A 25,111-nucleotide genomic window follows, 5' to 3' on the forward strand; every position below is an offset into this window, starting at 1 on the left:
GCAGGCGAATCCCTTCGAGCCCACGGCTCGTGTTCACCCGCAGGGGTGAACACTCTGATCGCTGAACGAAAAAAGGGTCCGACTTCTCGGACCCTTCCTCTTAAGCTGGCGGAGCGGACGGGGCTCGAACCCGCGACCCCCGGCGTGACAGGCCGGTATTCTAACCAACTGAACTACCGCTCCGGTGTTCTGTTTCCCTACTCTACTAAAAGAAAAAGGTCCGACGAATCAGACCTTTTCCCGTGATGCTGGCGGAGCGGACGGGGCTCGAACCCGCGACCCCCGGCGTGACAGGCCGGTATTCTAACCAACTGAACTACCGCTCCGTTTACTCTGATCAGTACTTCGATCAACCTGCTGAATGGCGTGGTGGGCGCTGAGAGGCTCGAACTCCCGACCTAATCCTTGTAAGGGATCCGCTCTACCAACTGAGCTAAGCGCCCGGCTTCTCTATCCAGAGGTTTCTGTCTGACGCTTGTCATTGCGTCCGAAGAGGCCCGAATTATAGAGGCTCGAATTCAAGGTTTGCAAGGGTTTTCGAAAAAAATAGAAAATCGATGGAGGATGGGCGCCGTTTTCGCGATCCCGGCGCTTTTGTGTAAATATCATGCTTCGCCCCGGATGAGAAACGCCATGCCCACCGCCCACCCGCTGTTGCAGCACCTGTTCGACGCCGCCATGGCCGCCGCCGACCCCTACTACCTGGTCGCGCCGCACCTGCCGCCGCCGCCCAGGGGACGCACCCTGGTGCTGGGCGCGGGCAAGGCGGCCGCGCGCATGGCCGAGGCGGTCGAGCGCCACTGGCGGGGGGCGCTCGAAGGGCTGGTGGTCACGCGCTACGGCCACGGCGCGCCGACTCGCCGCATCGAGGTCATCGAAGCCGGCCATCCGGTGCCGGACGCCGCCAGCGAGGAGGCGGCGCGCCGCATGCTCGATGCCGCCGCCGGACTGGGACCGGACGACCTGGTGCTGTGCCTGGTGTCCGGCGGCGGCTCGGCCCTGATGTCGCTGCCCGCCCCTGGCATCACGTTCGAGGAAAAGCGCGCGCTGAACCGGGAACTGCTGCGCTGCGGCGCGCCGATCGGCGAGATGAACCGCGTGCGCCGCCACCTGTCTGCGATCAAGGGCGGGCGGCTGGCGCTGGCTTGTTACCCGGCGCGCGTGGTGACCCTGGTGGTGTCGGACGTGCCGGGCGACGACCCGGCCGTGGTGGCATCGGGCCCGACGGTGCCCGACGGCAGCACCGGCCGCGATGCGCTCGCCATCCTCGAGAAGTATGGGATCCCGGTGCCCGACGCCGCGCGCACGGTGCTGCTGGACGCGCAGTTGGCGGCGCCGCTGCCGGGCGATCCGCGCCTGGCGCGCAACGCCACCCACGTCATCGTTACCGCCCAGCAGTCGCTCGATGCCGCGGCAAGCGCCGCGCGCGCGGCCGGCTACGCGCCGCTGATCCTGTCGTCGAGCATGGAAGGCGAGGCGCGCGAGGTGGCGCTGGTACATGCCAGCATCGCGCGCCAGGTCGTGCGGCACGGCCAGCCGCTGGGCGCGCCCTGCGTGATCCTCTCGGGCGGCGAAACCAGCGTCACCGTGCGCGGGCAGGGCAGGGGCGGGCGCAATGCCGAGTTCCTGCTGGCCCTCGGCGTCGCCCTCGACGGCCTGCCGGGCGTGCATGCGCTCGCCGCCGACACCGACGGCATCGACGGCACCGAGGACAATGCCGGAGCCTGGCTCGCGCCCGGCACGCTGGCGCGAGCCCGCGCCCAGGGACTGGATGCACGCGCGCGCCTGGCGGACAACGACGGCTACGGCTTCTTCGGCGCTCTCGGCCAACTGATCGTCACCGGCCCGACCCGCACCAACGTCAACGACTTCCGCGCCATCGTCATCGAAACCGACGTGTTGTAGATCCCAGCGTCGCATCATCGGCGCTATCGACTGTATGAGGCCGTGCTCTGCGCGGCCTTTTTATTTGTCATTAAGCCTGAACAATACGCACTTGTTTACCTTATCCAAAAGGAAAGGTTTTTGAGGTATATCAACACAATTGTGGCATACGTTATTTGCCTGTTTTAACGTTTCGCCGAAGAAAACATGTTTCTGAAGCATCGGTTTCTCCAAGTGTTGTTAATACGCTGAATTGTCTCGAATTGTCACGCCGAACTTTTTCCTTTCGTATTACGCTGCCTTTCGCCGCATTCAGACGGCACCGGCAATGACCGGAAATCAATGACACAGGCGAGGTTCAGTCGCTTGACGGAAAACACACAATAAGGAAGAAACATGAAGCAATCGCATTCGATGCAACCTGCAATGTTGAAGATTTGTGTCGCAGTATCGTTGGCAGTCGCGTCCGTGACGGCTGCGGCGGGCGTCGGTAACGACAAGCCGGCCGGCAAACAGCAATTCGTCATGGAGACTGACCAGATCATCGTCAAGTACAAGGACGACCTCTCGGTGGAGAAGACCAAGGGTCAAGCGCGGGGGCACGCGGTCGCCGCACTGGCCCAGGAGCGCAAAGCCAAGCTCGAGCGCGCAGGCCAGGAGTTCGGCATGACCGTCCGGGAAAGCCACGCGATTGCCAGCGGCGCCCGTGTCTTCAAGCTCAACGGCAAAAAACACCTGAATGACGTACAGAAAGTTGCCGCCGAAATGATGGCGCGTGACCCGAACATCGAATACGCCGAGCCGGACCGCATCATGACCCACATGGCGACGGCGAACGACCCGTATTACGCGCAGCAGTGGCACTACACCGACTCGGTCGGCGGGCTGCGCCTGCCGACCGCCTGGGACAAGTCGACCGGCACCGGCGTGGTGGTGGCCGTGATCGACACCGGCTACCGCCCGCACGCCGACCTGAGCGGTCAGCACCTGGCCGGCTATGACTTCATCAGCAGCGCCACCATCGGCAACGACGGCAACGGCCGCGACAGCGATCCGAGCGACCCGGGCGACTGGGTGGCCGCCGGCGAATGCTATGCCGGCTCGCCGGCATCGGGTTCGAGCTGGCACGGCACCCACGTGGCCGGCACCGTTGCCGCCAAGACCAACAACAGCCTGGGCGTGGCCGGCGTGGCGTACAACGCCAAGATGATCCCGGTACGCGTGCTCGGCAAGTGCGGCGGCTACACCTCGGACATCGCCGACGCGATCACCTGGTCCTCGGGCGGCACCGTGACCGGCGTGCCAACCAATGCCAACAAGGCGAAAGTGCTGAACCTGTCGCTGGGCGGCAGCGGCGCCTGCGACGCCACCACCCAGACCGCAATCAATGGCGCCCGTTCGCGCGGCTCGGTCGTGGTCGTGGCGGCCGGCAACGACAACATGAACGTCAGCAACGCCAGCCCGGCGAACTGCTCGGGCGTGATCGCCGTGGCAGCCACCGGCAAGACCGGCGGCCGCGCCTCCTACTCGAACTACGGCACCCTGGTCGACGTGGCGGCCCCGGGCGGCGACGGCAGCTACAGCGTGATCTCGACCCTGAACTCGGGCTCGTCGACCCCGGGTTCGGACAACTACGCCGGCTACCAGGGCACGTCGATGGCGACTCCGCACGTGGCCGGCGTGGCGGCGCTGATGTTCGCGGCCAAGTCGACCCTTACCCCGGACCAGGTGGAAAGCATGCTCAAGTCGACCGCGCGCGCCTTCCCGGCGACCTGCTCGGGTTGCGGCACCGGCATCGTCGACGCGACCGCGGCGGTCAACGCGGCGATCGGCGGCACCACCCCACCGAGCGGAACGGTCATCAACGAGACCGAGTCGAACAACACCCTGGGCACCGCCAATCTGGTCTCGACCAGCGGCACCACCGTGAACGGCGCCATGGGCAGCTCGACCGATACGGATTACTTCCGTGTCGATCTGCCGGCAGGCAAGACCCTGAGTGCGTCCATGACCCCGAACTCGACCTCGGACTACGACTTGTACATCTACAACAGCTCGGGCACGCTGCTCAGCCGCAGCGAGAACGGCAGCGGCGCGGTCGACAGCGCGAGCTCGGCCAACACCGGCAGCACCACGGCGAGCCGCTACGTGCGCGTCGTGTACTACAGCGGCGGCACCGGCTCGACCAGCGGCAAGTACACCTTGAAGCTCAGCTGGTAATAGTCAGGACGAAACGGCGCGCTCCCCTGCGCCGCCTTCATCCGGGAACGCGCGGCATGCCGCGCGTTCTTTTTTGGTGCCTTGCAATAACTCAGCTTTCAACGGATACTGTATGGAATGACAGTAGTCGGCTCTGCCGTCAATGTGAATTCTCCGCTCCGTAAAATCATCCACTGCGACTGCGACTGTTTCTATGCATCGGTCGAGATGCGCGACGACCCCTCGCTGCGCGGGCGTCCGCTCGCGGTCGGCGGCCGTCCCGACCAGCGCGGCGTGATCGCCACCTGCAACTACGAGGCGCGCCGCTACGGCATCCATTCGGCCATGGCCACCGCCCAGGCCATGAAGCTGTGCCCGCAGCTGCTGGTGATTCCGCCGGCGATGGAAAAATACCGGATCGCCTCGCGGAGAATCATGGACATCTACCGCGACTACACCGACCTGGTGGAGCCGCTCTCGCTCGACGAGGCCTACCTCGACGTCAGCGATTCGCCGCACTGCAAGGGCAGCGCCACCCTGATCGCGCAGGAGATCCGGCGCCGCATTTTCGAGACCGTCGGCATCACCGCCTCGGCCGGGGTGGCGCCGAACAAGTTCGTGGCCAAGATCGCCAGCGACTGGAACAAGCCGGACGGCCTTTTTCTCGTGCGCCCGGAAGAGGTGGACGCCTTCGTCGCCGCGCTGCCGGTGAAAAAACTGTATGGCGTGGGCAAGGTGACGGCCGAGAAGATGCACCGGCTCGGCCTGCAGACCTGCGCCGACATGCGCCACTGGAGCATCGAGCGGCTGACCGAGCATTTCGGCAGCTTCGGCTACCGGCTCTACAAGCTCTGCCGCGGCATCGACGAGCGCGCGGTGAACACCTCGCGCGAGCGCAAGTCGATCAGCACCGAGGAAACCTACACGCCGGACGTGCCGGACCTGGATGCCTGCCTGCGCCTGCTGCCCGACCTGTTCGAGCACCTGCTGGCCCGCATCAAGCGCAATGGCGCCGAAAAATTCATCAACAAACTGTTTGTGAAGATCAAGTTCTCGGACTTCCAGCAGACCACGGTCGAGTGTGTTGGCTATGCGCCACATATCCCGACCTATGCACGCCTGATGGAAACCGGCTGGGCCCGCCATAACCGTCCGGTGCGCCTGCTGGGCCTCGGCGTGCGCCTGAGCGATACCGAGACGGTCGAGCAATTGCGCCTGTTCGACGACGCGCTGCCGGCGGCGATCGTCGAGGCTGTTGGCGACTCGTCAATAGAATAATTTTTTCCCCGTGCTGCCGGCCGCAATTTCCGCTGAGCAGCGTAGAATGTCGTTCCCTTGAAATACTGAAACAATCGGATAACAGCGTATGTGGTTCAAGAATCTCCAGATTTATCGCCTGCCCGCTCCCTGGGCGTTCAACCCTGAACAGATGGAAGAAGCCCTGCAGTCGCAGGCTTTCACGCCCGCGAGCAGCAACGAGCTGTTGCGCCAGGGCTGGGATTCGCCACGCGGCAACGGCAAGCTGGTGCATGTCGTCAACAAGCAGATGCTGATGATGCTGGGCACCGAGAAGAAGCTGCTGCCGAGCTCGGTCATCAACCAGGTCGCCAAGGCCAAGGCCGCCGAGCTGGAAGAGCAGCAGGGTTTCCCGCCGGGTAAGAAGGCAATGAAGGAACTGAAGGAACGCGTGGCCGACGAACTGCTGCCGCGCGCCTTCTCGATCCGCAGCAACGTCTGGGTCTGGATCGACCCGGTCAACGGCTGGCTGGTGGTCGATGCCGCCAGCCCGTCGAAGGCGGACGACGTCATCAAGCTGCTGCTCAAGGCCGTGGACCGCATGCCGCTCGAATCGCTGCGCGTGCAGCGTTCGCCGGTGGCCGTGATGACCGGCTGGCTGGAAGCCGACGAAGCGCCCTACGGCTTCACCATCGACCAGGACACCGAACTGCGCGCCACCGGCGAAAGCCGCGCCGCCGTGCGCTACGTGAAGCACACCCTGGAACCGGACGACATCCGCCGCCACATCGCGGCCGGCAAGCAGTGCACCCGCCTGGCCATGACCTGGAACGACCGCATCAGCTTCGTGCTGACCGAGTCGCTGGCGATCAAGGGCGTCAAGCCGCTGGACGTGATCAAGGAAGGCGAAGCGGTCACCTACAGCGACGACGAGCGCTTCGACAACGACATCACCCTGATGACCGGCGAGCTGGCCAAGCTGATGGCGGATGTGGTCGAGGCGCTGGGCGGCGAAGCCAAGGCGTAATCAGACTCTCGTTTCCACTATCTTCGTTACCCATGAACGTCGTTCCCGCGCAGGCGGGAATGACGGATTGATGGTTACGGGTAGAGGGTGCGGTAACGGTAGTTCAAGTTAACCGAAACTGCCACCTCTTCACTTCGCCCCCGCCATCTCCTCGCTGGTCGACGGCTCATCCCCCTGTTCCGGCTTGCCGCTCGAGTAAGTCGGCCCCGGCCGGTTCTGGTGCGGCGCCGGCTTGCCGGGCAGCGGCGGCAAGGCCTTGGCCTGTTCCAGGTCGATGCCCGCCACCTCGGCCACGCGGCGGCCGTAGTCCTCGTCGCAGTGCCACAGGTGCCATACCATGCGCAGCTGGATCGGCGCCGGGCACATCTTCAGGTCGCCGCCCACGTTATTGACCAGGTCGTCGCGCTCCCAGTCCTCGAAGGTGCGGTAGCGCGCCCCGGCCTGCGCGTAGTCGTCCATCGTGCGCGTCGTCTGGTAGCGGCCCAGGTGGCCTTCCACGTACTGGTTGTATTCCTTGTCCGGCTTCGGCGCTTCGCTGTAGCCGCCCATCAGGCTCGGTTCGTAGTTGATGTGCTTGTCCTGGCCGCGGCCGTCCACGTAATAGGTCATCTGGCCGTCGCGCTGGTTGGTGCGCGCCGCCGCGCCTTCCTGTGGCTGGTTGATGGGCAGTTGCAGGTAGTTCGGTCCCACGCGGTAGCGCTGGGTGTCGGAATAGGACAGGGTGCGGCCCTGCAGCATCTTGTCGTCCGAGAAGTCGATGCCGTCCACCAGCACGCCGGTGCCGAAGGCCGCCTGCTCGGTCTCGGCGAACACGTTGTCGGGGTTCTTGTTGAGCACGATGCGGCCCAGCGGCAGCAGCGGGAACTGGTCTTCCGGCCAGCGCTTGGTGTCGTCGAGCGGGTCGAAGTCGAGCTCCGGATGTTCGCCGTCGCTCATGATCTGCACGCAGAATTCCCATTCCGGGAACTCGCCGCGCTCGATCGCCTCATACAGGTCGCGCGTGGCGTGGCTGGTGTCGTGGGCCTGGATCTCGGCGGCTTGGCTGGAGGTGAGGTTGCGCACGCCCTGCTTCGGTTGGAAGTGGAACTTCACCAGGTGGGCCACGCCCTGGTCGTTGACCAGTTTATAGGTGTTCACGCCCGAACCTTCCATCTCGCGGTAGCTGGCCGGGATGCCCCACGGGCTCTTGACCCAGGTGACCATGTGCAGCGCTTCGGGATGGCTGCAGATGAAATCGTAGAAGCGCCACGGTTCCTGCTGGTTGGTGACCGGGTCGGGCTTGAAGGCGTGGATCATGTCCGGGAACTTGATCGCGTCGCGGATGAAGAACACCTTCAGGTTGTTGCCCACCAGGTCCCAGTTGCCGTCGACGGTCTTGAACTTGATGGCGAAGCCGCGCGGGTCGCGCGCCGTCTCGGGCGATTCCTTGCCGCCGATCACGGTCGAGAAACGCACGAAGATCGGGGTCTGCACGCCGAGTTCGTTCAGCACGCGGGCACGCGTGTACTTGCTGGCCGGTTCGCCGCCGATGGTGCCGTAGGGCTCGAAGTAGCCGTGGGCGCCGGTGCCGCGCGCGTGCACCACGCGCTCCGGGATGCGCTCGCGATCGAAATGGGTGATCTTTTCGATGAACTGGTAATTCTCGAGCGTGGCCGGACCACGCTCTCCTACCGAACGCAGCGACTGGTTGTCGCGGACCGGGTGGCCCTGGCGCGTGGTCAGGATAGGACGCTGCTCGTTCATTGCTCTCTCCTCGGACAAATTCGTTTGGAGAGAGCAGTATAGGAAGGCGCGCGCGTGGGGAGCGCGCGCCTGCAAACAAAACCTCCATGGCTGCGTTGCACCGTCTCGCCGTACACGCGTACTGTCTTCGTGGTCCGCCACTGCGGCGGTGCGCCTTGCCCTGAAGGTTTTGTGAGTTACAGCTGCTGGAACACGCCGGCGGCGCGGTTCTTGGTGACGTTATCCCATGGGAACACCTGGCCGTTCATGGCGACGTAGACGCCGGCCGGCAGGGTCTGCGCGACGCCGCAGGCGAAGCCGAGGTTGAACAGGGCGTCGGAATTGGCGATCTCGTAGGGGATCATGGCGCCGGTCAGCACGATGGTCTGGCCGAGCTGTGCAGCGCCAAGCACGGCCGCGGTGTCGCGCATGGTGTCGGTGCCGTGGACGATGACGATGGCCTTCTCTTTGGCCGCCTGGCAGGAGGCCAGCACGCGCTGGCGGTCGGGGTCCTGCATGTCGAGCGAATCGAGCAGGGGCAGCACCTCGAGTTCGACCGGAATCGTCATGCGCGAGCGCGCGATCACCGCCGGCAGGTGGCTCTCGGCAAAGCCGAGCACGCCGTTCAGTTCGTTGTAGTGTTTATCGAAAGTGCCGCCGGTGGCGATGATTCGCAAAGTCATGTTGGTTTGTCCACGTGCAGAAAAAAAGGTGGGTAATGATAGCCGCAAACGGTAGTGTATCCGTATGTGAAGCGCTAGAATCGCCTGGATCGGATGAGCAGTCGGCCGAGCCGGCTGTGATCTACCTCCTTTCTTTTCTGCATCTACTCCCATGAAAGCCGTCGCACCGGGCACCGTCATTTTCCACCGCCATCGAGGGTATGGCGTGATCACCCACGTCAACTTGCTCACCGGCTGGATCTCGGCGCGCTTCGGCAGCGAGCAGCGCACGCTCGACCTGAACCTGTCGAGCGACGAGGTGCAGCACGCCGATGGCGAGCCGATCCTGTTCCGCCGCGCCCCGCCGGACCGCATGCCGCATGCGCGCTTGATGGAAGTGGTGCGCGCGCTGCACCAGGCGGGCTACCAGAAACTGTACCTGTATTCCTGGCCCAAGCCCTCCGGCCTGCACTGGCGCTGGCACCTGTTCACCGGCCCGCGCAACTGGATGCAGCGCACCTGGCGCGAAGGCTGGTACGGCTCGGGGGCGGACTACAACAACAATCCCGTGATGGGCTGGGGCGATTCGCCCGGCGCGAGCACCGACGAACTGATCCATGCGCTGGCGAAGTTCGACCCGCAGGGCCTGGCGCAGGCGCTTGGACGCGACGAGGACCACACGGCCTGGTTCGCGCAGGTGTGCGAGCTGCTCCTGCCGGGCTACATGTACAGCCTGAACATGGAACGCCCAAGCGGCGGCAAGCTGGTCGAGGCGCCGCCGGTGCCGGTGGTGCCGGTGCGCGCCGGGCTGCAGCCGTATTCGGGGCCGCAGATCGGCTGGCCGCCGGGATGGGCAGGGCTGTGGACCGGCACGCATGTGATGCCGATGCGTAAGCCAAGCTTTACCGGCATGCCAGAACTCAAGCAGGAAAGCTAGCGGAGCGCCTAACAATTCCCCCGATGGCTGCGTTGCATCGTCTCGCCGTACTAACGTACTGTCTTCGACGATGCGCCTTGCCCTCGGGGGTTTGTTAGCCGCCCTTTATTCAGCTAGGGCCTCCGGATTCAGGATGTTATCCGGCTGCCCCGCCGCAAAGCGCACGATGTTCTCGAACGCGGTCTGGAAATAGATCTCGTAGCTGTCCTGCTCCACATACCCCAAGTGCGGCGTGGCCAGCACGGTCGGGATGCGCAGCAGCGGCGAATCCGGCCTGAGCGGTTCATTGGTGAACACGTCGAGCGCCGCATGGCCCGGCCGTCCCGCGCGCAGCGCCTGCTCCAGCGCCCCTTCCTCGACCAGTTCGGCCCGGCTCGTGTTGACGAACAGCGCGTCCGGCTTCATGCGCGCGAAATCCTCGGCCTTGACGATGCCGCGGGTCGCTTCGCCCAGGCGCAGGTGCAGCGTGAGCACGTCCGCCTGCGCGAACAGGGCCTCGCGCGAGGCCGCCGCCTCGAAGCCGTCGGCGACCGCCCGCTGCCGGCTGCCTTCGCTGCCCCACACCAGCACGCGCATGCCGAAGGCGCGCGCATAGCCGGCCACCAGTTGGCCGATCTTGCCGTAGCCCCAGATTGCCAGCGTGCGCCCGCGCAGCGAACGCCCCAGGCCGTTGAGCACCGGATTGACCGAGGCCGTCTGCCACAGGCCCTCCTTCAGGTTGCCCGCATACGGCACGATCTTGCGGCTGGCCGCCATGATCAGGGCCCAGGTCAGTTCGGACGGCGCCACCGGCGAACCGATGCCCTCGGCAATCGCAATGCCGTGCCCGGTCGCCGCCGTCACGTCGATGTGCCCGCTGACCTTGCCGGTCTGCGAGATCAGCTTCAGGTTCGGCAAGCGCGCCAGCAGCGCGGCAGGGAAGGCGGTGCGCTCGCGGATAAGCACCAGCGCATCAAAAGGCGCCAGCCGCGCGGCCAACTGGCCGAGTCCGCGCGCTCCATGCGTAAATACTTTTACCTCGTGTCCGTCGAGCAGGCGAAAGCATTGCAGGCCGCGCACGGCATCCTGGTAATCGTCCAAAACAGCTATTCGCATAAAAGTTGCTTCCTAGTAAGTTCGATCACGTAGCGAAATAACAGCTTCCAAAAAGACCTCGAATAGCCTACTACATTGCTCGGACATTTTTGGCTACTTTTTTGTAGTAGCCGAGCGTGAATCAGGTTTTGCGGGTGTACAATCGGCCAATTCTTGAGGGTTTGACACGCTTGTGCCGGACCCGGCAGCACCGCTTCGGCTTCCCCCTTATGAGGCCGTCGACACGACCGCCGTAAACTGCCGCGCTCCGATGGAGCGATACGCCATTCTAAGGCACGGCCAGACGGACGATCCTGCCGCGACAGTATTCTTAATTGGCATTGGAGGTATCTATGAACCAGCCCGTGATGGGCGGCGTCGCCGCACTGAACGTTCCAGCTCACGTCAAACACCAGAAGCTCATCAATTGGGTCGCAGACATCGCCGCCCTGACGAAGCCTGACAGCATCTACTGGTGCGACGGCTCCGAAGAAGAGTACGACCGCCTGTGCGCGCAGATGGTCGAAGCCGGCACGATGAAGAAGCTGAACCCGGCGAAGCGTCCGAATTCCTATCTGGCCTGGTCCGATCCGTCGGACGTCGCCCGCGTCGAAGACCGCACCTACATCTGCTCGGCCACCCGCGAGCAGGCCGGCCCGACCAACAACTGGATGGATCCGGCCGAAATGCGCCGCACCCTGAACGGCCTGTTCGACGGCTGCATGGCCGGCCGCACCCTGTACGTGGTGCCGTTCTCGATGGGCCCGCTGGGTTCCCCCATCGCCCACATCGGCGTGGAACTGTCGGACTCGCCTTACGTCGCCGTCAACATGCGCATCATGACGCGCATGGGCAAGGCCGTGTTCGACGTGCTGGGCAGCGACGGCGAGTTCGTGCCCTGCGTGCACACCGTCGGCATGCCGCTGGCCGCCGGCCAGAAGGACGTGCCGTGGCCGTGCAACGCCACCAAGTACATCGTCCACTATCCGGAAACCCGCGAGATCTGGTCCTTCGGCTCGGGCTACGGCGGCAACGCGTTGCTGGGCAAGAAGTGCTTCGCGCTGCGCATCGCCTCGAACATGGGCTACCAGGAAGCGCAGGCCGGCGGCACCGGCTGGCTGGCCGAGCACATGCTGATCCTGGGCGTCGAGTCCCCGAAGGGTGACAAGAAATACGTGGCGGCCGCCTTCCCGTCGGCCTGCGGCAAGACTAATTTCGCCATGTTGATCCCGCCGAAGGCCTTCGACGGCTGGAAGGTCACCACCATCGGCGACGACATCGCCTGGATCAAGCCGGGCGCAGACGGCAAGCTGTACGCCATCAACCCGGAAGCCGGCTACTTCGGCGTGGCCCCGGGCACCAACGACAAGACCAACCCGAACTGCATGGCCTCGCTGCGCGAGAACGTCATCTTCACCAACGTGGCCCTGACCGACGACGGCGACGTGTGGTGGGAAGGCATGACCAAGCAGGCGCCGGATCACCTGATCGACTGGCAGGGCAAGGACTGGACCCCGGCGTCCGGCACCAAGGCCGCCCACCCGAACGCGCGCTTCACCGTCGCCGCCACCCAGAACCCGGTCATCGACGCCGCCTGGGACGACCCGGCCGGCGTGCCGATCTCGGCCTTCATCTTCGGCGGCCGCCGCTCGACCACCGTGCCGCTGGTAACCGAAGCCAACAACTGGGTGGAAGGCGTCTACATGGCCGCCACCATGGGCTCGGAAACCACCGCCGCCGCCGCCGGCCAGATGGGCATCGTGCGCCGCGATCCGTTCGCGATGCTGCCTTTCATCGGCTACAACATGAGCGACTATTTCCAGCACTGGCTCAACCTCGGCAAGAAAGTCGAAGCCACCGGGACCGCGCCGAAGATCTTCTGCGTCAACTGGTTCCGCACCGACGAGAACGGCGGCTTCGTGTGGCCGGGCTACGGCGACAACATGCGCGTGCTGAAGTGGATCCTCGACCGCGCCGAAGGCTCTGCCACCGGCGGCCAGCAGCACCTGTTCGGCACCTCGCCGAACTACGGCGACCTGAACTGGGACGGCGTGGACTTCACCGAGCAGCAGTTCACCCAGATCACCTCGATCGACAAGGATGCCTGGAACGAAGAGCTGAAGCTGCACAGCGAGCTGTTCGAGAAGCTGGCCTACCACCTGCCGCAAGAGCTGGTCGACACCAAGGCCAAGCTGGAGAAGCAACTGGCTGCGTAATTCATCCAGCTACGCAGTGACACCGAAGGACAGGCTAGACGCCTGTCCTTTTTTTTTATTGCCGGGTCATGATGGTTGAAGCAGGGCGTTTTCCGGATCATTCCTGCGATCCTTTTCGCGCACTCAAAGTGGCGCTACCCGATCGGTGCGGGGTTTAGGCTATCCGCTCGTTCAACGCCATCGTAGGGAGAAGAGATCATGAACAAGACCATGAAGCGACTCGTTGCGAGCTCTCTTGCCGCGCTGTTGGCAGGAACGGCCGGGGCTGCCCTTGCCCAGGTCGGGCCGGCCAAGGAGGCTGCTACCCCAGGCACGGCGCGCCACAAGGAAGAGCTCAAGGATGCGAACGAGCACGTCAACAGCGCCATCCGGGTCGTCCACCAGATGCAGGCCACGCCGGAGATGCGCTCCCTGCTGCAGCGCGCGAAGGGCGTGTTCGTCGTGCCGAAGTATGGCGAAGCGGCGCTGGGCGTCGGCGCCCGCGGCGGCGCAGGCGTGCTCCTGGTGCGCAACGGGAATACCTGGAGCAACCCGGCCTTCTACAACATGGGCGGCATCACCGCCGGCCTGCAGGCGGGGGCCGAAGCCGGTGCCATCGCCTTCGTGCTCAACGACCAGAAGGCCCTCAACAGCTTCATGCAGAACAACAAGTTCTCGCTGGGAGCCGACGCCGGCCTGACGCTGGTCGACTGGTCGAAGAAGGGCGAAGGCTCGGCCGGCTGGGGCAACATCACGGCCTGGGCCGATACCGAAGGCCTGTTCGGCGGCGCGGCCCTGAACATCACGGACATCGACTACGACGAGGACGAGACCTCGGCCTATTACCGGCGCGAGGTGGCGGCGCGCGACGTCCTGAGCGGGAAGGTGAAGAATCCGCATGCCGACATGCTGCGCCAGGCTTTGGCGAATGCATCGAGCGGCAGCGGCGCGGCCACCATGGGCGGCAGCGGGACGAAGGGGGCGACCTCGTCGGGAAAGGACACCAAGAGCGAGTCGGAACGGGAGCGCAGCCGGTAGACCGCGGACGCCGATAAAGCAACAGGGGCAGTGCCTTGCGGCGCTGCCCCTGTTTTATTCGTACTGCCAGCTTATAAACCGTTATTCCGGCGAAGGCCGGAATCCAATTCCTTTGCGTACCAGCTGCGGTGAAAGCTACTGGTTAGCATGCAAACTTAGGTTCCAGCCTTCGCCGGAAGTCGTAGGCGCCAGTGGCGCGTACGACGGTTTTACGGCTGTCGGCTGCGAACGATATCAACGTCGACTCAAGCCTTCAACAACGGTTTCAAATACTTCCCGGTCACGCTCGCCTTGTTCTTCGCCACGTCCTCCGGCGTGCCGCTGGCGACGATGGTGCCGCCGCCGGCGCCGCCTTCCGGTCCCAGGTCGACGATCCAGTCCGCGGTCTTGATCACGTCCAGGTTGTGCTCGATGATCGCCAGGGTGTTGCCCTGGTCGCGCAGGCGGTGGATCACCTTCAGCAGCAGGTCGATGTCGGCAAAGTGCAGGCCGGTGGTCGGTTCGTCGAGGATATACAGGGTACGCCCGGTATCGCGCTTGGACAGTTCCAGCGACAGCTTCACACGCTGCGCCTCGCCGCCCGACAGCGTGGTCGCGCTCTGGCCCAGCTTGATGTAGCCGAGGCCCACGTCCAGCAGGGTCTGGAGCTTGCGCGCGATCACCGGCACCGGCTTGAAGAACGCGTGCGCATCCTCGACCGTCATCTCCAGCACTTCGGTGATGTTCTTGCCCTTGTACTGCACCTCGAGCGTCTCGCGGTTGTAGCGCTTGCCGTGGCAGACGTCGCAAGGCACGTACACGTCCGGCAGGAAGTGCATCTCGACCTTGATCACGCCGTCGCCCTGGCAGGCTTCGCAGCGGCCGCCCTTGACGTTGAAGGAGAAGCGGCCCGCCGAGTAGCCGCGTTCCTTCGCGGTCGGCACGGTGGCGAACAGGTCGCGGATCGGCGTGAACACGCCGGTGTAGGTCGCCGGGTTCGAACGCGGAGTGCGGCCGATCGGCGCCTGGTCCACCGAGATCACCTTGTCGAAGTGCTCCAGGCCGTGAATCGCATCGTGCGGCGCCGGCTCGGTTTGCGAACCGTACAGGTGGCGCGACAGGGCCGGGTACAGGGTGTCGTTGATCAGGGTCGATTTACCGGAACCCGAGACGCCCGTCACGCAGGTCAAGAGGCCGACCGGCAGGTTCAGCGACACGTTCTTCAGGTTGTTGCCGGTGGCGCCGGTGATCACCAGTTGGCGCGCCGGATCGGACTTGGTGCGCTTCTTGGGCACCTCGATCTTGCGGCGGCCGTCCAGGTACTGGGCGGTCAGCGAATGCTCGCTCTTCATGATCTCCGGCAGCGAGCCGGCCGCGATCACCGCGCCGCCATGCACGCCCGCGCCCGGACCCATGTCGACGATGTAGTCGGCGGTACGGATCGCGTCCTCGTCGTGCTCCACCACCAGCACGCTGTTGCCGATGTCGCGCAAATGCTTGAGCGTCGCGATCAGGCGGTCGTTGTCGCGCTGGTGCAGGCCGATCGAGGGCTCGTCCAGCACGTACATCACGCCGGTCAGGCCCGAGCCGATCTGCGAAGCCAGACGGATGCGCTGGGCTTCGCCGCCGGACAGGGTATCGGCGCTGCGGTCGAGCGACAGGTAGTCCAGGCCGACGTTGTTCAGGAACTTCAGGCGCGCCGTGATTTCCTTGATGACGCGCTCGGCAATATCTTTTTTCGCGCCGCTCAGCTCGAGCGTCTCGAAGAAGGCGAGGGTGTCGCGCAGCGGCTTGTCGGACACCTCGTAGATGGCGCGCTGCTGCGCTCCTTGTCCGATCTTCACGTAACGTGCTTCGGTGCGCAGGCGCGCGCCCTCGCAGGCCGGGCACTTCTTCTCGTTGATGAACTTGGCCAGCTCTTCCTTGACCGCCATCGAATCGGTCTCGCGGTAGCGCCGCTGCAGGTTGTTGACCACGCCTTCGAAGGTGTGTTCGCGGATCACGGTGCGGCCACGCTCGTTGACGTAGCTGAACGGGATCGTGGCCTTGCCCGAGCCATGCAGCACGGCTTCCTGGGCCGCTTTCGGCAGCGATTCAAACGGCTTGTCGAGGTCGAAGTCGTAGTGGGCCGCCAGGCTCTGCAGCATCTGGAAGTAGAACTGGTTGCGGCGGTCCCAGCCCTTCACGGCGCCGGAGGCCAGCGACAGGTGCGGGAAGGCGACGATGCGCTTCGGGTCGAAGAACTCGATGTGGCCGAGGCCGTCGCACTCCTGGCAGGCGCCCATTGGGTTATTGAAGGAGAACAGGCGCGGCTCGAGCTCCTGCAGCGAATAGCCGCAGACGTTACAGGCGAACTTGTTCGAGAAGACGGTTTCCTTTTCGGTATCCATCTCATAGGCCACGGCGCGCCCGTCGGCCAGGCGCAGCGCGGTCTCGAAACTCTCGGCCAGGCGCTGCTTGATCTCCGGATTGACCTTGACGCGATCGATCACGACGTCGATGCTGTGCTTCTCGGTCTTCTTGAGCTTGGGCAGTTCGTCGATCTCATAGATCTTGGCCGCGTTGACGCCGCTGGCGACGCGGAAGCGCACGAAGCCCTGGGCCTGCATGGCCTGGAACAGGTCGCCGTGCTCGCCCTTGCGGCCGGCCACGACGGGGGCCAGGATCATCAGCTTGGTGCCTTCCGGCATGGCCAGCACCGCATCGACCATCTGCGACACGGTCTGGGCCGCCAGCGGCTCGTGCGGGTGCTGCGGGCAGTAGGGGGTGCCGACGCGCGCGTACAGCAGGCGCAGGTAGTCGTGGATCTCGGTGACGGTGCCGACGGTCGAGCGCGGGTTGTGGGAAGTGGCCTTCTGCTCGATCGAGATCGCCGGCGACAGGCCCTCGATCAGGTCGACGTCCGGCTTTTCCATCAGCTGCAGGAACTGGCGCGCATAGGCCGACAGCGATTCGACGTAGCGGCGCTGGCCTTCCGCATACAGGGTGTCGAAGGCGAGCGACGACTTGCCCGAACCCGAGAGGCCCGTGATGACGATCAGCTTGTTGCGCGGAAGGTCGAGGTTGATGTTCTTCAGGTTGTGCGTGCGTGCGCCGCGGATGCGAATTTCTTCCATTGGTTTTTTTTGCAGGCTTTCAATAAAGTTTGCAGGGCCGGCGCACGATGGACTGTCGCGGTGAGCGGGCCAATCAGGGAGAACCTAGTAGTGTAGCTGGTTTTTCGAAAGGCTGTACATGCATCCAGCAGTTTTGTGCCGCTGGGATACGTTTCCATATCAATCTGAAATCGAAGGACACGCGTTGAAAAGCCGAGTGCGTCGTATGTGGGCCGTTTGGCCGGCTGTTCAATGACAAAGCGTTCAGATACCGAAAATTTTTATGCAGGTGCGGGTCAATCCCGGTAAATCCAGGGCGAACTGGCGCAATTGGACGCGTGGCGGAACACTAAAAATGTCCTTTTTTTCTCTGCCTTTCGGCCCCATAATAGTTGGCTGCAGCACTACGTTCCCTGATGCTTGGAAATCACGCAGAGTCAGGGCTCTACAAAACTCATTGGAGTAACAACATGGCATCAGTTAACAAGGTCATCATCGTCGGCAACCTGGGCCGCGACCCGGAAATCCGCTACATGCCGAGCGGCGACGCCATCGCGAACATCGCTGTCGCCACCTCGTACAAGTCGAAGGACCGCCAGACCGGCGAACAGAAAGAGCTGACCGAGTGGCACCGCATCTCGTTCTTCGGCCGCCTGGCCGAGATCGTGGGCCAGTACCTCAAGAAGGGCTCCTCGGTCTACGTCGAAGGCCGCCTGCAGACCCGCAAGTACACCGACAAGGACGGCATCGAGCGCTACGCGACCGACATCATCGCCGAGAACATGCAGATGCTGGGCGGCCGCCAGGGCATGGGCGGTGGCGACAGCATGGGTGGCGGCATGGATGACGGCGGCTACGAGCCGCAGCAGCGTCCGGCCCCGCGCCAGGCCCCGCCGGCACCGGCCGCCCGTCCGCAGCCGCAGCGTCCGGCGCCGAACTTCTCGGACATGGACGACGACATTCCGTTCTGACCGCGTCAGCCGGCGCTGTCCACAGACCCCGCATGCCCCGCGCTGCGGGGTTTTTTCTTGGCCGAAGCGTGCGTGCTGATCGAAGGCGAGCGCATACACTTGTCGGTCGCGCAGTTCCCACCGACGTACTCCCTTTCGAAAGGAAAGCCATGCCACGCATCCAGACTTCCGGCGCCAATCCGACCGAGCTGTATTACTACGAACAGGGACAGGGCCAGCCCGTCGTCCTGATCCATGGCTGGCCGCTCAGCCACCGCATGTGGGAGTCGCAGATCACGGCGCTGGCGGAAAGCGGTTACCGCGTGATCGCCTATGACCGCCGCGGCTTCGGCCAGTCGGGCCGGCCGGGCGGCGGCTACGATTACGATAGTTTCGCGGCCGACCTCGATGCGCTGATGACCCAGCTCGACCTGCGCGACGCGGCGTTGGCCGGTTTCTCGATGGGCGGCGGCGAGGTGGCGCGCTACATCGGCCGCTACGGCAGCGAACGGGTGTCGAAAGCCATGTTGCTGGGCGCCGTGCCGCCCTTCCTGCTCAAGACCGGGGACAATCCCGAAGGCGTCGACCAGTCGGTCTTCGACGGCATGTTTGAAGCGGTGAAGAATGACCGCATTGCCTTCCTGGGCGACTTCTTCTACGACTTCTATAACCTGGACAAGGACGGCAATGACGGCCAGGAACTGGTCGCCTTCAGCAAATGGATCGCCTGGGAAGCGTCGCCGCTGGCGACCCGGGAATGCATCAATGCGTTCGGGGGCACCGATTTCCGCGCCGACCTGGCGAAATTCGACATCCCGACCCTGGTCGTCCATGGCGACGACGACCGCATCGTGCCGCTTGAGGTGTCGGGCCAGCGCTCGCACGACATGATCGACGGCAGCCGCCTCGAGGTGGTCAAGGGTGCGCCGCATGGTTTCGCGGCCACCCATGCGGCGCAGCTGAATGCGCTGATGCTGGATTTCCTGAAGCGCTGAGCGGCGCTCAGTCTCTCTGGCCCGGCACGCCCTCGTCGGGTTCGTCCGGGATGACGTACACCTCGCCGGCCGTCGCCCCGGCATCGTGCTTGCGCGCCCGCAGGTCGCGGTACACGGCGGCGCGCATGATCATCATCGACACCACCGGCGCCGTCATCAAGAGGAAGACCGCGATGATGATCTCGTGGATCACCAGGCGCGACTTCGCCACCGTGAAGTACAGCATCGAGGCCATCAGCAGGCAGCCGGCGCCCAGGGTGATGGTGATGGCCGGGCCGTGGATGCGCTGGTAGAAGGTGGGCAGGCGCAGCAGGCCGAGGGCGCCGATCAGGACGATGCTTGCGCCCAGCACCAGCAGCAGGGCCACCGGCACCGCCGCCCAGCCCGGCAGGTATTCGAGCCCGCTCATTCGATGATCTCCCCGCGCATCAGGAATTTCGCCATCGCCACCGTCGACACGAAGCCGAGCAGCGCGATCAGGATCGCCACCTCGAAGTAGACCTGGGTGCCGAAGCGGATGCCCAGCACCAGGGCCAGCAGCATGCCGGCCATCCACAGCGTGTCGAGGGCCAGCACGCGGTCGTGCGCCGAAGGGCCGATCAGCAGGCGCAATGCGCAGCAGGCCATCGCCACCAGCGTGCACACCAGGGCATAGCCGACCGCCAGTTCAAGCAGGGTTTCCATCCTTGTTCTCCGGTTCGGTTGCGCCGCCTTCGAAGATCTCGATCAGCGGCTGTTCATAGCGGGTCTTGATGGTGTCGATCCACCATTGCTCGTCGTGCAGGTCGAATACGTGCAGCGACAGTTCATAGCCCTCGGGCAAAATCTCCACCCACACGGTCCCCGGTGTCATGTTGATGAGGCAGGACAGCATCGCCAGGCCGTAGGGGTCGCGCAAGTCCAGCGGTATCCGCATGAACTGCGCCTTCACGGTCTGGTAGTCGCGGAACAGGATGATGCGGCACACGTTGAAGCAGGAGCGCACAATTTCCACGCCCGCCATCCCCATCAGGCGCACGAAGGTGAGCGGCGCGCGCATGCGCGGGTAGCCGAAAGGCTGCAGGCGTCGGGTCAGCAGCGGCACCGCAATGCCCAGCAGCGCGCCGAACAGCAGGTTGGCCGGGTCGACCGTCTGGTTCAGCAGCAGCCACAGGACGCACAGTCCCAGCGATACCACCGGGTAGGGAAGCCAGCGCATCATGGCGCCTCCTTGGCCGAGGTCGGGCCGGGCACGGAAGGCGCGCTGCGCACCGCGTCGATGTACAGGGAGGGGCGGTGGATGTCGGCGCTGGCGCGCGCCAGGTAGGCGAACAGCGGCTGCGCCTGGACCGTCATCAGCACCGACGCCAGCAGCAGGCCCGCCACCGGCAGCGCCTCCGAGGCGTGCAGGGCGGGCGGAGCGAGGGCTTCGGAAGCCCAGAAGGTGCGCACCCCGAAGCGCATCAGCGACACGATGGCGAGCAGCCCGGAGCCGATCACCAGGGCCATCAGGGTCCAGCCGGCGGCGCCGATCGGCGGCATGCCCGGGCCCGGGTTGATCAGGGCGTGGAACATGCCGAACTTGGCGACGAAGCCGGATAGCGGCGGCAGGCCCGCGATGATCAGGGCGCTGGCCAGGAAGGCCAGCGACAGGAAGGCCATCGCGGCCGGCACCCCGCGGCCCTTCGGTTCGGCCGGCGCATCCTCGACCGCGAAGGCCTCCATGGTCAGCGCCAGCATCGCGGCGCCGGGCGTGCGGATGCGGTCGAACAGTTCGATCAGCAGCACGAAGGCGGCGATCGCCAGGGTCGAGGCGAGGTAGTAGTACAGGCCGGCCGTCACCAGGAGCGGCTGGCCGTAGCCGATCACCGCCAGCAGCGTGCCCGAGGAGACGATCGCCGCGTAGCCGGCCATGCGCCCGGCGGTGTCGGTGGCCAGCATGCCGGCGGCGCCGAACACGATGGTCGCCATGCCGCCCCAGAGCAGGGCGTCATAGCCGTAGCGCGACAGTTCGCCGGCGCCGTCCGAAAACACCATCAGCCAGATACGCAGCACCACATAGGCGCCCACCTTGGTCATCAGGGCCAGCATCACCGCCACCGGCGGCGAGGCCGCCGCATAGGTGGTCGGCAGCCAGAAGCCGAGCGGCCACATGGCGCCCTTGGCGAGGAAGGCCAGCGCCAGCACCGCCACTCCGGCCTTGAGCAGGCCGGCGTCCGTGCTCGCCAGGCCCGGCACGCGGCCGGCCAGGTCGGCTATGTTGAGGGTGCCGGTGACCGCGTAGATCATCGCCACGCCGACCAGGAACAGCAGCGAGGCCACCAGGTTGATGGCGATGTACTGCATGCTGGCGCGCAGCCGCGCCACGTTGTAGCCGTGCAGGACCAGACCGTAGGAGGACGCCAGCATGACCTCGAAGAACACGAACAGGTTGAACAGGTCGTTGGTCAGGAAGGCGCCGTTGATCCCCATCAGCAGGAACTGGAACAGGGAGTGGAAGTGCACGCCGATCCGGCTCCAGCGCGGCTGGGCATAGTGCAGGGCGGCCAGCCCCAGCAGCGCGGTCAGCACCAGCATCATTGCCGACAGCCGGTCGGCGACCAGCGCGATGCCGAAGGGCGCGGACCAGTTGGCCGACAGGTAGACGCCAATGCCGCCCTGCCAGCCGCCGTCGACCAGCCAGACCAGCGCCAGCGCATTGGCCAGCAGCGCCAGCACGCTGATGTAGGCGACCGCGAATTTGAGGCGGTGCCGCCCCTGGGTGAGCGGGGCCAGCAGCGCCCCGCACAGCAGCGGCAGCAGCACCGGGAGGATCACCAGGTGGCGGGTCCAGTCGAGTTCGAGCAACTGCATCATGCTTCCGGCTCCTCGCCGTCGACGTGGTCGGTGCCGGTCAGGCCGCGCGCGCCGATCATGACCACCAGGTAGAGCGCGGTGGTGGCGAAGCCGATCACGATGGCGGTCAAGACCAGCGCCTGCGGCACCGGATCGGCCAGGGCCGCGGGATCGGGCGCAGTGCCGGCCAGGGTGAGGGGCGGGCGGTCGACGGCCAGCCGGCCCATGGCGAAGATGAACAAATTGACGGCATAGGACATGAGCATCAGGCCGATCAGCACCTGGAAGCTGCGGGGACGCAGCACCAGCCAGATGCCGGCGCCGAATACGATGCCGATGGCGAGCGAGAGCACGGCTTCCATTACTGGATCTCCTTGGCAGGTGGAATGGCACCGCTGCGCGCGGCGCCGGGCGGCGCGCGGCGGCTGCGCAGCGACTGGTGCGCCAGCGCCACCAGGATCAGCATGGTGGTGCCGACCACCACCAGGAACACGCCGAGGTCGAACACGAAGGCCGATGGCAGGTGCAGTTCGCCGAGCAGCGGCAGGGTGACGTGGGCGGTATGGCTGGTCAGGAAGGGATAACCGAACAGCCAGGCGCCGATGCCGGTGGCGCAGGCGGTCACCAGGCCCCAGCCGATCCAGCGGTGCGGGCGCAGGCGCAGGTGCGACTCGACCCAGTCGGTGCCGGCCACCATGTACTGCACGATCAGGGAGGTGGCGAAGATCAGGCCGGCGACGAAGCCGCCGCCCGGCAGGTTGTGGCCGCGCATGAAGAAGTACACCGCGATCACGCCCATCACCGGCAGCAGGAAGCGCAGGTACACCGCCGGGATCATCAGGTAGCCGCCCGTGGCGGCCTGCTCGGCCGGTTTCTGCTGCACGGCCGGATCGACGTCGCTGGCCTGCTGCACCGGAATGGCGATGCTTTCCGGCGCCGGGCGGAAGCGCCGCAGCAGCGCGTACACGGTGAGCGCCACCGCCGACAGCACGGTGATCTCGCCCATGGTATCGAAGCCGCGGAAGTCCACCAGCAGCACGTTGACCACGTTGGAGCCGCCGCCCTCGGGCAGGGCGCGCAGGATGAAGAATTCGCGCAGGGTGGCGTCGCCGGGACGGGTCAGCACGGCATAGCTGGCGGCCGCCAGGCCGATGCCGCCCGCGACGGCCACCAGGGCGTCGCGCGAGCGCCGCAGCCACGCGCTGAGCGGAATGCGTTCGGCCAGGTGCGCCGGGCGGAAGCGCGGCGGCAGCCAGCGCAGGCCGAGCAGGATCAGCACCGTGGTCACGGTCTCGACCATCAGCTGGGTCAGCGCCAGGTCGGGCGCGGACAGCCACAGGAAGGTGACCGAGGTCGCCAGTCCGGTGGCGCCGACCAGCGCCAGCGCCGCCAGGCGGTGGTACTTGGCTTTCCAGGCCGCGGCCACGGCGCAGCCGGCGCCGATCAGCCAGAGCAGCGCGAACAGCGGATCGAGCTGGTCGAGCTCAGGCGCGGCCAGGTCCTGCACCGGGCGCGCCAGCATCAGCGGCACCGCCACCATCGCCGCCACCATCACCAGCAGCTGCGGCTGCAGGCGCCGGGTGCCGGCGATGCGGATCACCCAGGAGGCGCCCTGGGCCAGGCCGAGCATGACGTTCTCGTACAGCTGGGCGCCCTTCACGCGGTGCAGCACCGGGACCCGGTCGCGCCCGTGTAGGCCGAAGCGGTTACGCAGCAGCATGTAGCACAGCGCGCCGCCCACCAGGGCCATCACGCTCATCAGGAGCGGCAGGTTGACGCCGTGCCAGATCGCCAGGCTGTACTCGGGCAGGGTCGGGCCCAGCACCGAGCCGGCGGCCACCGCCAGCACGTCGCCCACCACCCGTTCCGGCATCACGCCGACCGCGATGCACAGCAGCACCAGCAGTTCGATCGGCAGCCGCATCCAGCGCGGCGGCTCGTGCGGCTCTTCCGGCAGGTCGCGCGCCAGCTGGCCGAAGAACACGCTGATGAAGCGCAGCGAATAGATCACGCTGAACACGCCCATCAGCACCGCGGCCACCGACATCCACCAGTCCTCGGTGCCGCCCACGATCATGGTCTCGGCGAAGAACATCTCCTTCGACAGGAAGCCGTTCATCAGCGGCACCCCGGCCATCGCCGCGCTGGCCACGATCGCCAGCGCCGCCGTGTGCGGCATGGCGCGCTTCAAGCCGCGCAGCACGCGCATGTCGCGGGTGCCGGTTTCGTGGTCGACGATGCCGACCGCCATGAACAGCGAGGCCTTGAACACTGCATGGTTCATGGTGTGGAAGATCGCGGCCACGACCGACAGCGGCGTGCCGATGCTCATCAGGACCGTGATCAGGCCCAGGTGGCTGATGGTCGAGTAGGCCAGCAGGCCCTTCATGTCGTGCTGGAAGATCGCGAAGAAGGAGCCGATCAGCAGGGTGAACACGCCGGCGCTGCCGAGGATCCAGGTCCATTCCTCGGTGCCGGCCAGGGCCGGCCACAGGCGGATCAGGAGGAACACCCCGGCCTTGACCATCGTGGCCGAGTGCAGGAAGGCCGACACCGGGGTGGGCGCCGCCATCGCGTGCGGCAGCCAGAAGTGGAAGGGGAACTGGGCGCTCTTGGTGAGCGCGCCGAGCGCCACCAGCACCAGGGCCGGCACGTACCAGTCGTGGGCGCGGATCGCATTGCCGGCCCCCAGCACGGTCTCCAGGTCGTAGCTGCCGGCAATGTGCCCGAGCAGCAGCACCCCGGCCAGCAGGCACAGGCCGCCGATGGTGGTGACGGTGAAGGCCATGCGCGCGCCGCGGCGGGCGTCGTTGCGTTCCTGCCAGTAGCCGATCAGCAGGAACGACGTGACGCTGGTGAGCTCCCAGAACACCACCAGCTGGATCAGGTTGCCCGACAGGACCACGCCCAGCATGGCCCCCATGAAGGCCATGATGTAGGCGTAGAAACGCGGCACCGGGTCGCGCCGTGACATGTAGTAGTGCGCATAGAGCAGCACCAGCAGGCCGATGCCGAGCACCATGATGGAGAAGACCCAGGCCAGGCCGTCCATGCGCAGCACCAGCGTCAGTCCGAAGTCGGGTAGCCAGTCGATCTGCCTGCGCAGGACCTCGCCCTCGGCGATCCGGCCGAACTCGAGGATGGCCAGCAGCAGCGCGCCGCCGGTGGCGATCGCCGCCACCGCCGCCGGGCGGTGGCGCGATCCGGTGGGCATGCAGGCCGCCACCAGGGCGGCCGCGAAGGGAAGGGAAAGCAGGAGCAGGAGCATCAGGTCAGCCCTTCCATGGCCAAGGGGCCGCTACGG

19 protein-coding genes and 3 tRNA genes are annotated in these 25,111 nt (G+C 65.6%); 9 read left to right on the forward strand and 13 right to left on the reverse strand.

From position 1 onward, the window contains the following. Positions 1–106: 106 nt before the first annotated feature. From ACK4S9_RS05255 to ACK4S9_RS05265, 3 genes are all read right to left on the reverse strand, one after another. Positions 107–183, reverse strand: a tRNA-Asp gene (locus ACK4S9_RS05255). A gap of 66 nt (positions 184–249) precedes the next feature. Beyond that, positions 250–326: transfer RNA gene (locus ACK4S9_RS05260), tRNA-Asp, on the reverse strand. A 41-nt stretch (positions 327–367) separates the two neighbouring features. Next, positions 368–443: transfer RNA gene (locus ACK4S9_RS05265), tRNA-Val, on the reverse strand. A gap of 121 nt (positions 444–564) precedes the next feature. Between ACK4S9_RS05265 and ACK4S9_RS05270 the strand changes: the two genes are divergently transcribed. From ACK4S9_RS05270 to ACK4S9_RS05285, 4 genes are all read left to right on the forward strand, one after another. After that, on the forward strand, positions 565–1,905 hold the full coding sequence (locus ACK4S9_RS05270) for a glycerate kinase (protein ID WP_409722464.1): 1,341 nt from the start codon (positions 565–567) through the stop codon (positions 1,903–1,905). Between the two features lie 432 nt (positions 1,906–2,337). Further along, entirely contained in the window at positions 2,338–4,104 is a 1,767-nt protein-coding gene (locus tag ACK4S9_RS05275; RefSeq protein WP_409722467.1) for a S8 family peptidase, read from the forward strand. A 144-nt stretch (positions 4,105–4,248) separates the two neighbouring features. After that, positions 4,249–5,361, forward strand: a complete 1,113-nt coding sequence (gene dinB / locus ACK4S9_RS05280) for a DNA polymerase IV (protein WP_409722469.1) — start codon at positions 4,249–4,251, stop codon at positions 5,359–5,361. Between the two features lie 88 nt (positions 5,362–5,449). Further along, entirely contained in the window at positions 5,450–6,346 is an 897-nt protein-coding gene (locus ACK4S9_RS05285) for a recombination-associated protein RdgC (protein WP_036211683.1), read from the forward strand. A gap of 129 nt (positions 6,347–6,475) precedes the next feature. On the opposite strand, the gene ACK4S9_RS05290 is transcribed toward ACK4S9_RS05285, so the two are convergent. Continuing rightward, positions 6,476–8,089, reverse strand: a complete 1,614-nt coding sequence (locus tag ACK4S9_RS05290) for a catalase (RefSeq protein WP_409722472.1) — start codon at positions 8,087–8,089, stop codon at positions 6,476–6,478. A 176-nt stretch (positions 8,090–8,265) separates the two neighbouring features. Continuing rightward, on the reverse strand, positions 8,266–8,751 hold the full coding sequence (locus ACK4S9_RS05295) for an asparaginase domain-containing protein (RefSeq protein ID WP_409722475.1): 486 nt from the start codon (positions 8,749–8,751) through the stop codon (positions 8,266–8,268). Between the two features lie 151 nt (positions 8,752–8,902). On the opposite strand from ACK4S9_RS05295, the gene ACK4S9_RS05300 reads away from it, so the two are divergent. Next, a complete protein-coding gene (locus ACK4S9_RS05300) occupies positions 8,903–9,667 on the forward strand; it encodes an L-asparaginase (RefSeq protein ID WP_409722478.1) in 765 nt (254 codons plus the stop codon). A 105-nt stretch (positions 9,668–9,772) separates the two neighbouring features. Here ACK4S9_RS05300 and ACK4S9_RS05305 read toward each other — a convergent pair whose 3' ends face one another. Then, positions 9,773–10,762: a D-2-hydroxyacid dehydrogenase family protein gene (locus tag ACK4S9_RS05305; RefSeq protein WP_409722481.1), complete on the reverse strand. Its 990-nt coding sequence runs from the start codon at positions 10,760–10,762 to the stop codon at positions 9,773–9,775. 332 nt (positions 10,763–11,094) lie between these two features. Between ACK4S9_RS05305 and ACK4S9_RS05310 the strand changes: the two genes are divergently transcribed. Next, positions 11,095–12,957, forward strand: coding sequence for a phosphoenolpyruvate carboxykinase (GTP) (locus tag ACK4S9_RS05310; RefSeq protein WP_409722484.1), 1,863 nt, complete (start codon positions 11,095–11,097; stop codon positions 12,955–12,957). 198 nt (positions 12,958–13,155) lie between these two features. Next, positions 13,156–13,974: a lipid-binding SYLF domain-containing protein gene (locus ACK4S9_RS05315; RefSeq protein ID WP_409722487.1), complete on the forward strand. Its 819-nt coding sequence runs from the start codon at positions 13,156–13,158 to the stop codon at positions 13,972–13,974. A 245-nt stretch (positions 13,975–14,219) separates the two neighbouring features. Here ACK4S9_RS05315 and uvrA read toward each other — a convergent pair whose 3' ends face one another. Continuing rightward, positions 14,220–17,069 carry an excinuclease ABC subunit UvrA gene (gene uvrA, locus ACK4S9_RS05320; protein ID WP_409722490.1) on the reverse strand — a complete coding sequence of 950 codons (2,850 nt, stop codon included), beginning with the start codon at positions 17,067–17,069 and terminating at the stop codon, positions 14,220–14,222. A gap of 449 nt (positions 17,070–17,518) precedes the next feature. Here uvrA and ssb point away from each other — a divergent pair, with 449 nt between their 5' ends. Both ssb and ACK4S9_RS05330 read left to right on the forward strand, forming a co-directional pair. Continuing rightward, entirely contained in the window at positions 17,519–18,019 is a 501-nt protein-coding gene (ssb, locus tag ACK4S9_RS05325) for a single-stranded DNA-binding protein (RefSeq protein ID WP_209589756.1), read from the forward strand. Positions 18,020–18,168: 149 nt separating this feature from the next. After that, complete coding sequence (locus ACK4S9_RS05330; protein ID WP_409722494.1) at positions 18,169–18,993, forward strand: alpha/beta fold hydrolase; 825 nt, start codon at positions 18,169–18,171, stop codon at positions 18,991–18,993. 7 nt (positions 18,994–19,000) lie between these two features. Here ACK4S9_RS05330 and mnhG read toward each other — a convergent pair whose 3' ends face one another. From mnhG to ACK4S9_RS05360, 6 genes are read right to left on the reverse strand one after another with little or no spacing between them, the layout of a single operon-like run. After that, positions 19,001–19,402, reverse strand: coding sequence for a monovalent cation/H(+) antiporter subunit G (mnhG, locus tag ACK4S9_RS05335; protein WP_409722497.1), 402 nt, complete (start codon positions 19,400–19,402; stop codon positions 19,001–19,003). Continuing rightward, positions 19,399–19,677 carry a K+/H+ antiporter subunit F gene (locus tag ACK4S9_RS05340; RefSeq protein WP_409722499.1) on the reverse strand — a complete coding sequence of 93 codons (279 nt, stop codon included), beginning with the start codon at positions 19,675–19,677 and terminating at the stop codon, positions 19,399–19,401. The genes mnhG and ACK4S9_RS05340 overlap by 4 nt, the downstream gene beginning before the upstream one ends. Beyond that, positions 19,661–20,194, reverse strand: coding sequence for a Na+/H+ antiporter subunit E (locus ACK4S9_RS05345; RefSeq protein WP_409722502.1), 534 nt, complete (start codon positions 20,192–20,194; stop codon positions 19,661–19,663). The genes ACK4S9_RS05340 and ACK4S9_RS05345 overlap by 17 nt, the downstream gene beginning before the upstream one ends. Then, on the reverse strand, positions 20,191–21,828 hold the full coding sequence (locus ACK4S9_RS05350) for a monovalent cation/H+ antiporter subunit D (RefSeq protein WP_409722505.1): 1,638 nt from the start codon (positions 21,826–21,828) through the stop codon (positions 20,191–20,193). The genes ACK4S9_RS05345 and ACK4S9_RS05350 overlap by 4 nt, the downstream gene beginning before the upstream one ends. After that, complete coding sequence (locus tag ACK4S9_RS05355) at positions 21,825–22,169, reverse strand: Na+/H+ antiporter subunit C (protein ID WP_409722508.1); 345 nt, start codon at positions 22,167–22,169, stop codon at positions 21,825–21,827. The genes ACK4S9_RS05350 and ACK4S9_RS05355 overlap by 4 nt, the downstream gene beginning before the upstream one ends. Continuing rightward, complete coding sequence (locus ACK4S9_RS05360; protein WP_409722665.1) at positions 22,169–25,078, reverse strand: monovalent cation/H+ antiporter subunit A; 2,910 nt, start codon at positions 25,076–25,078, stop codon at positions 22,169–22,171. Before ACK4S9_RS05360 ends, ACK4S9_RS05355 begins: the two co-directional genes overlap by 1 nt. Between the last annotated feature and the right edge of the window lie 33 nt (positions 25,079–25,111).

The organism is Massilia sp., assembly GCF_046293535.1.
Classification (GTDB): Bacteria; Pseudomonadota; Gammaproteobacteria; order Burkholderiales; family Burkholderiaceae_D; genus Telluria.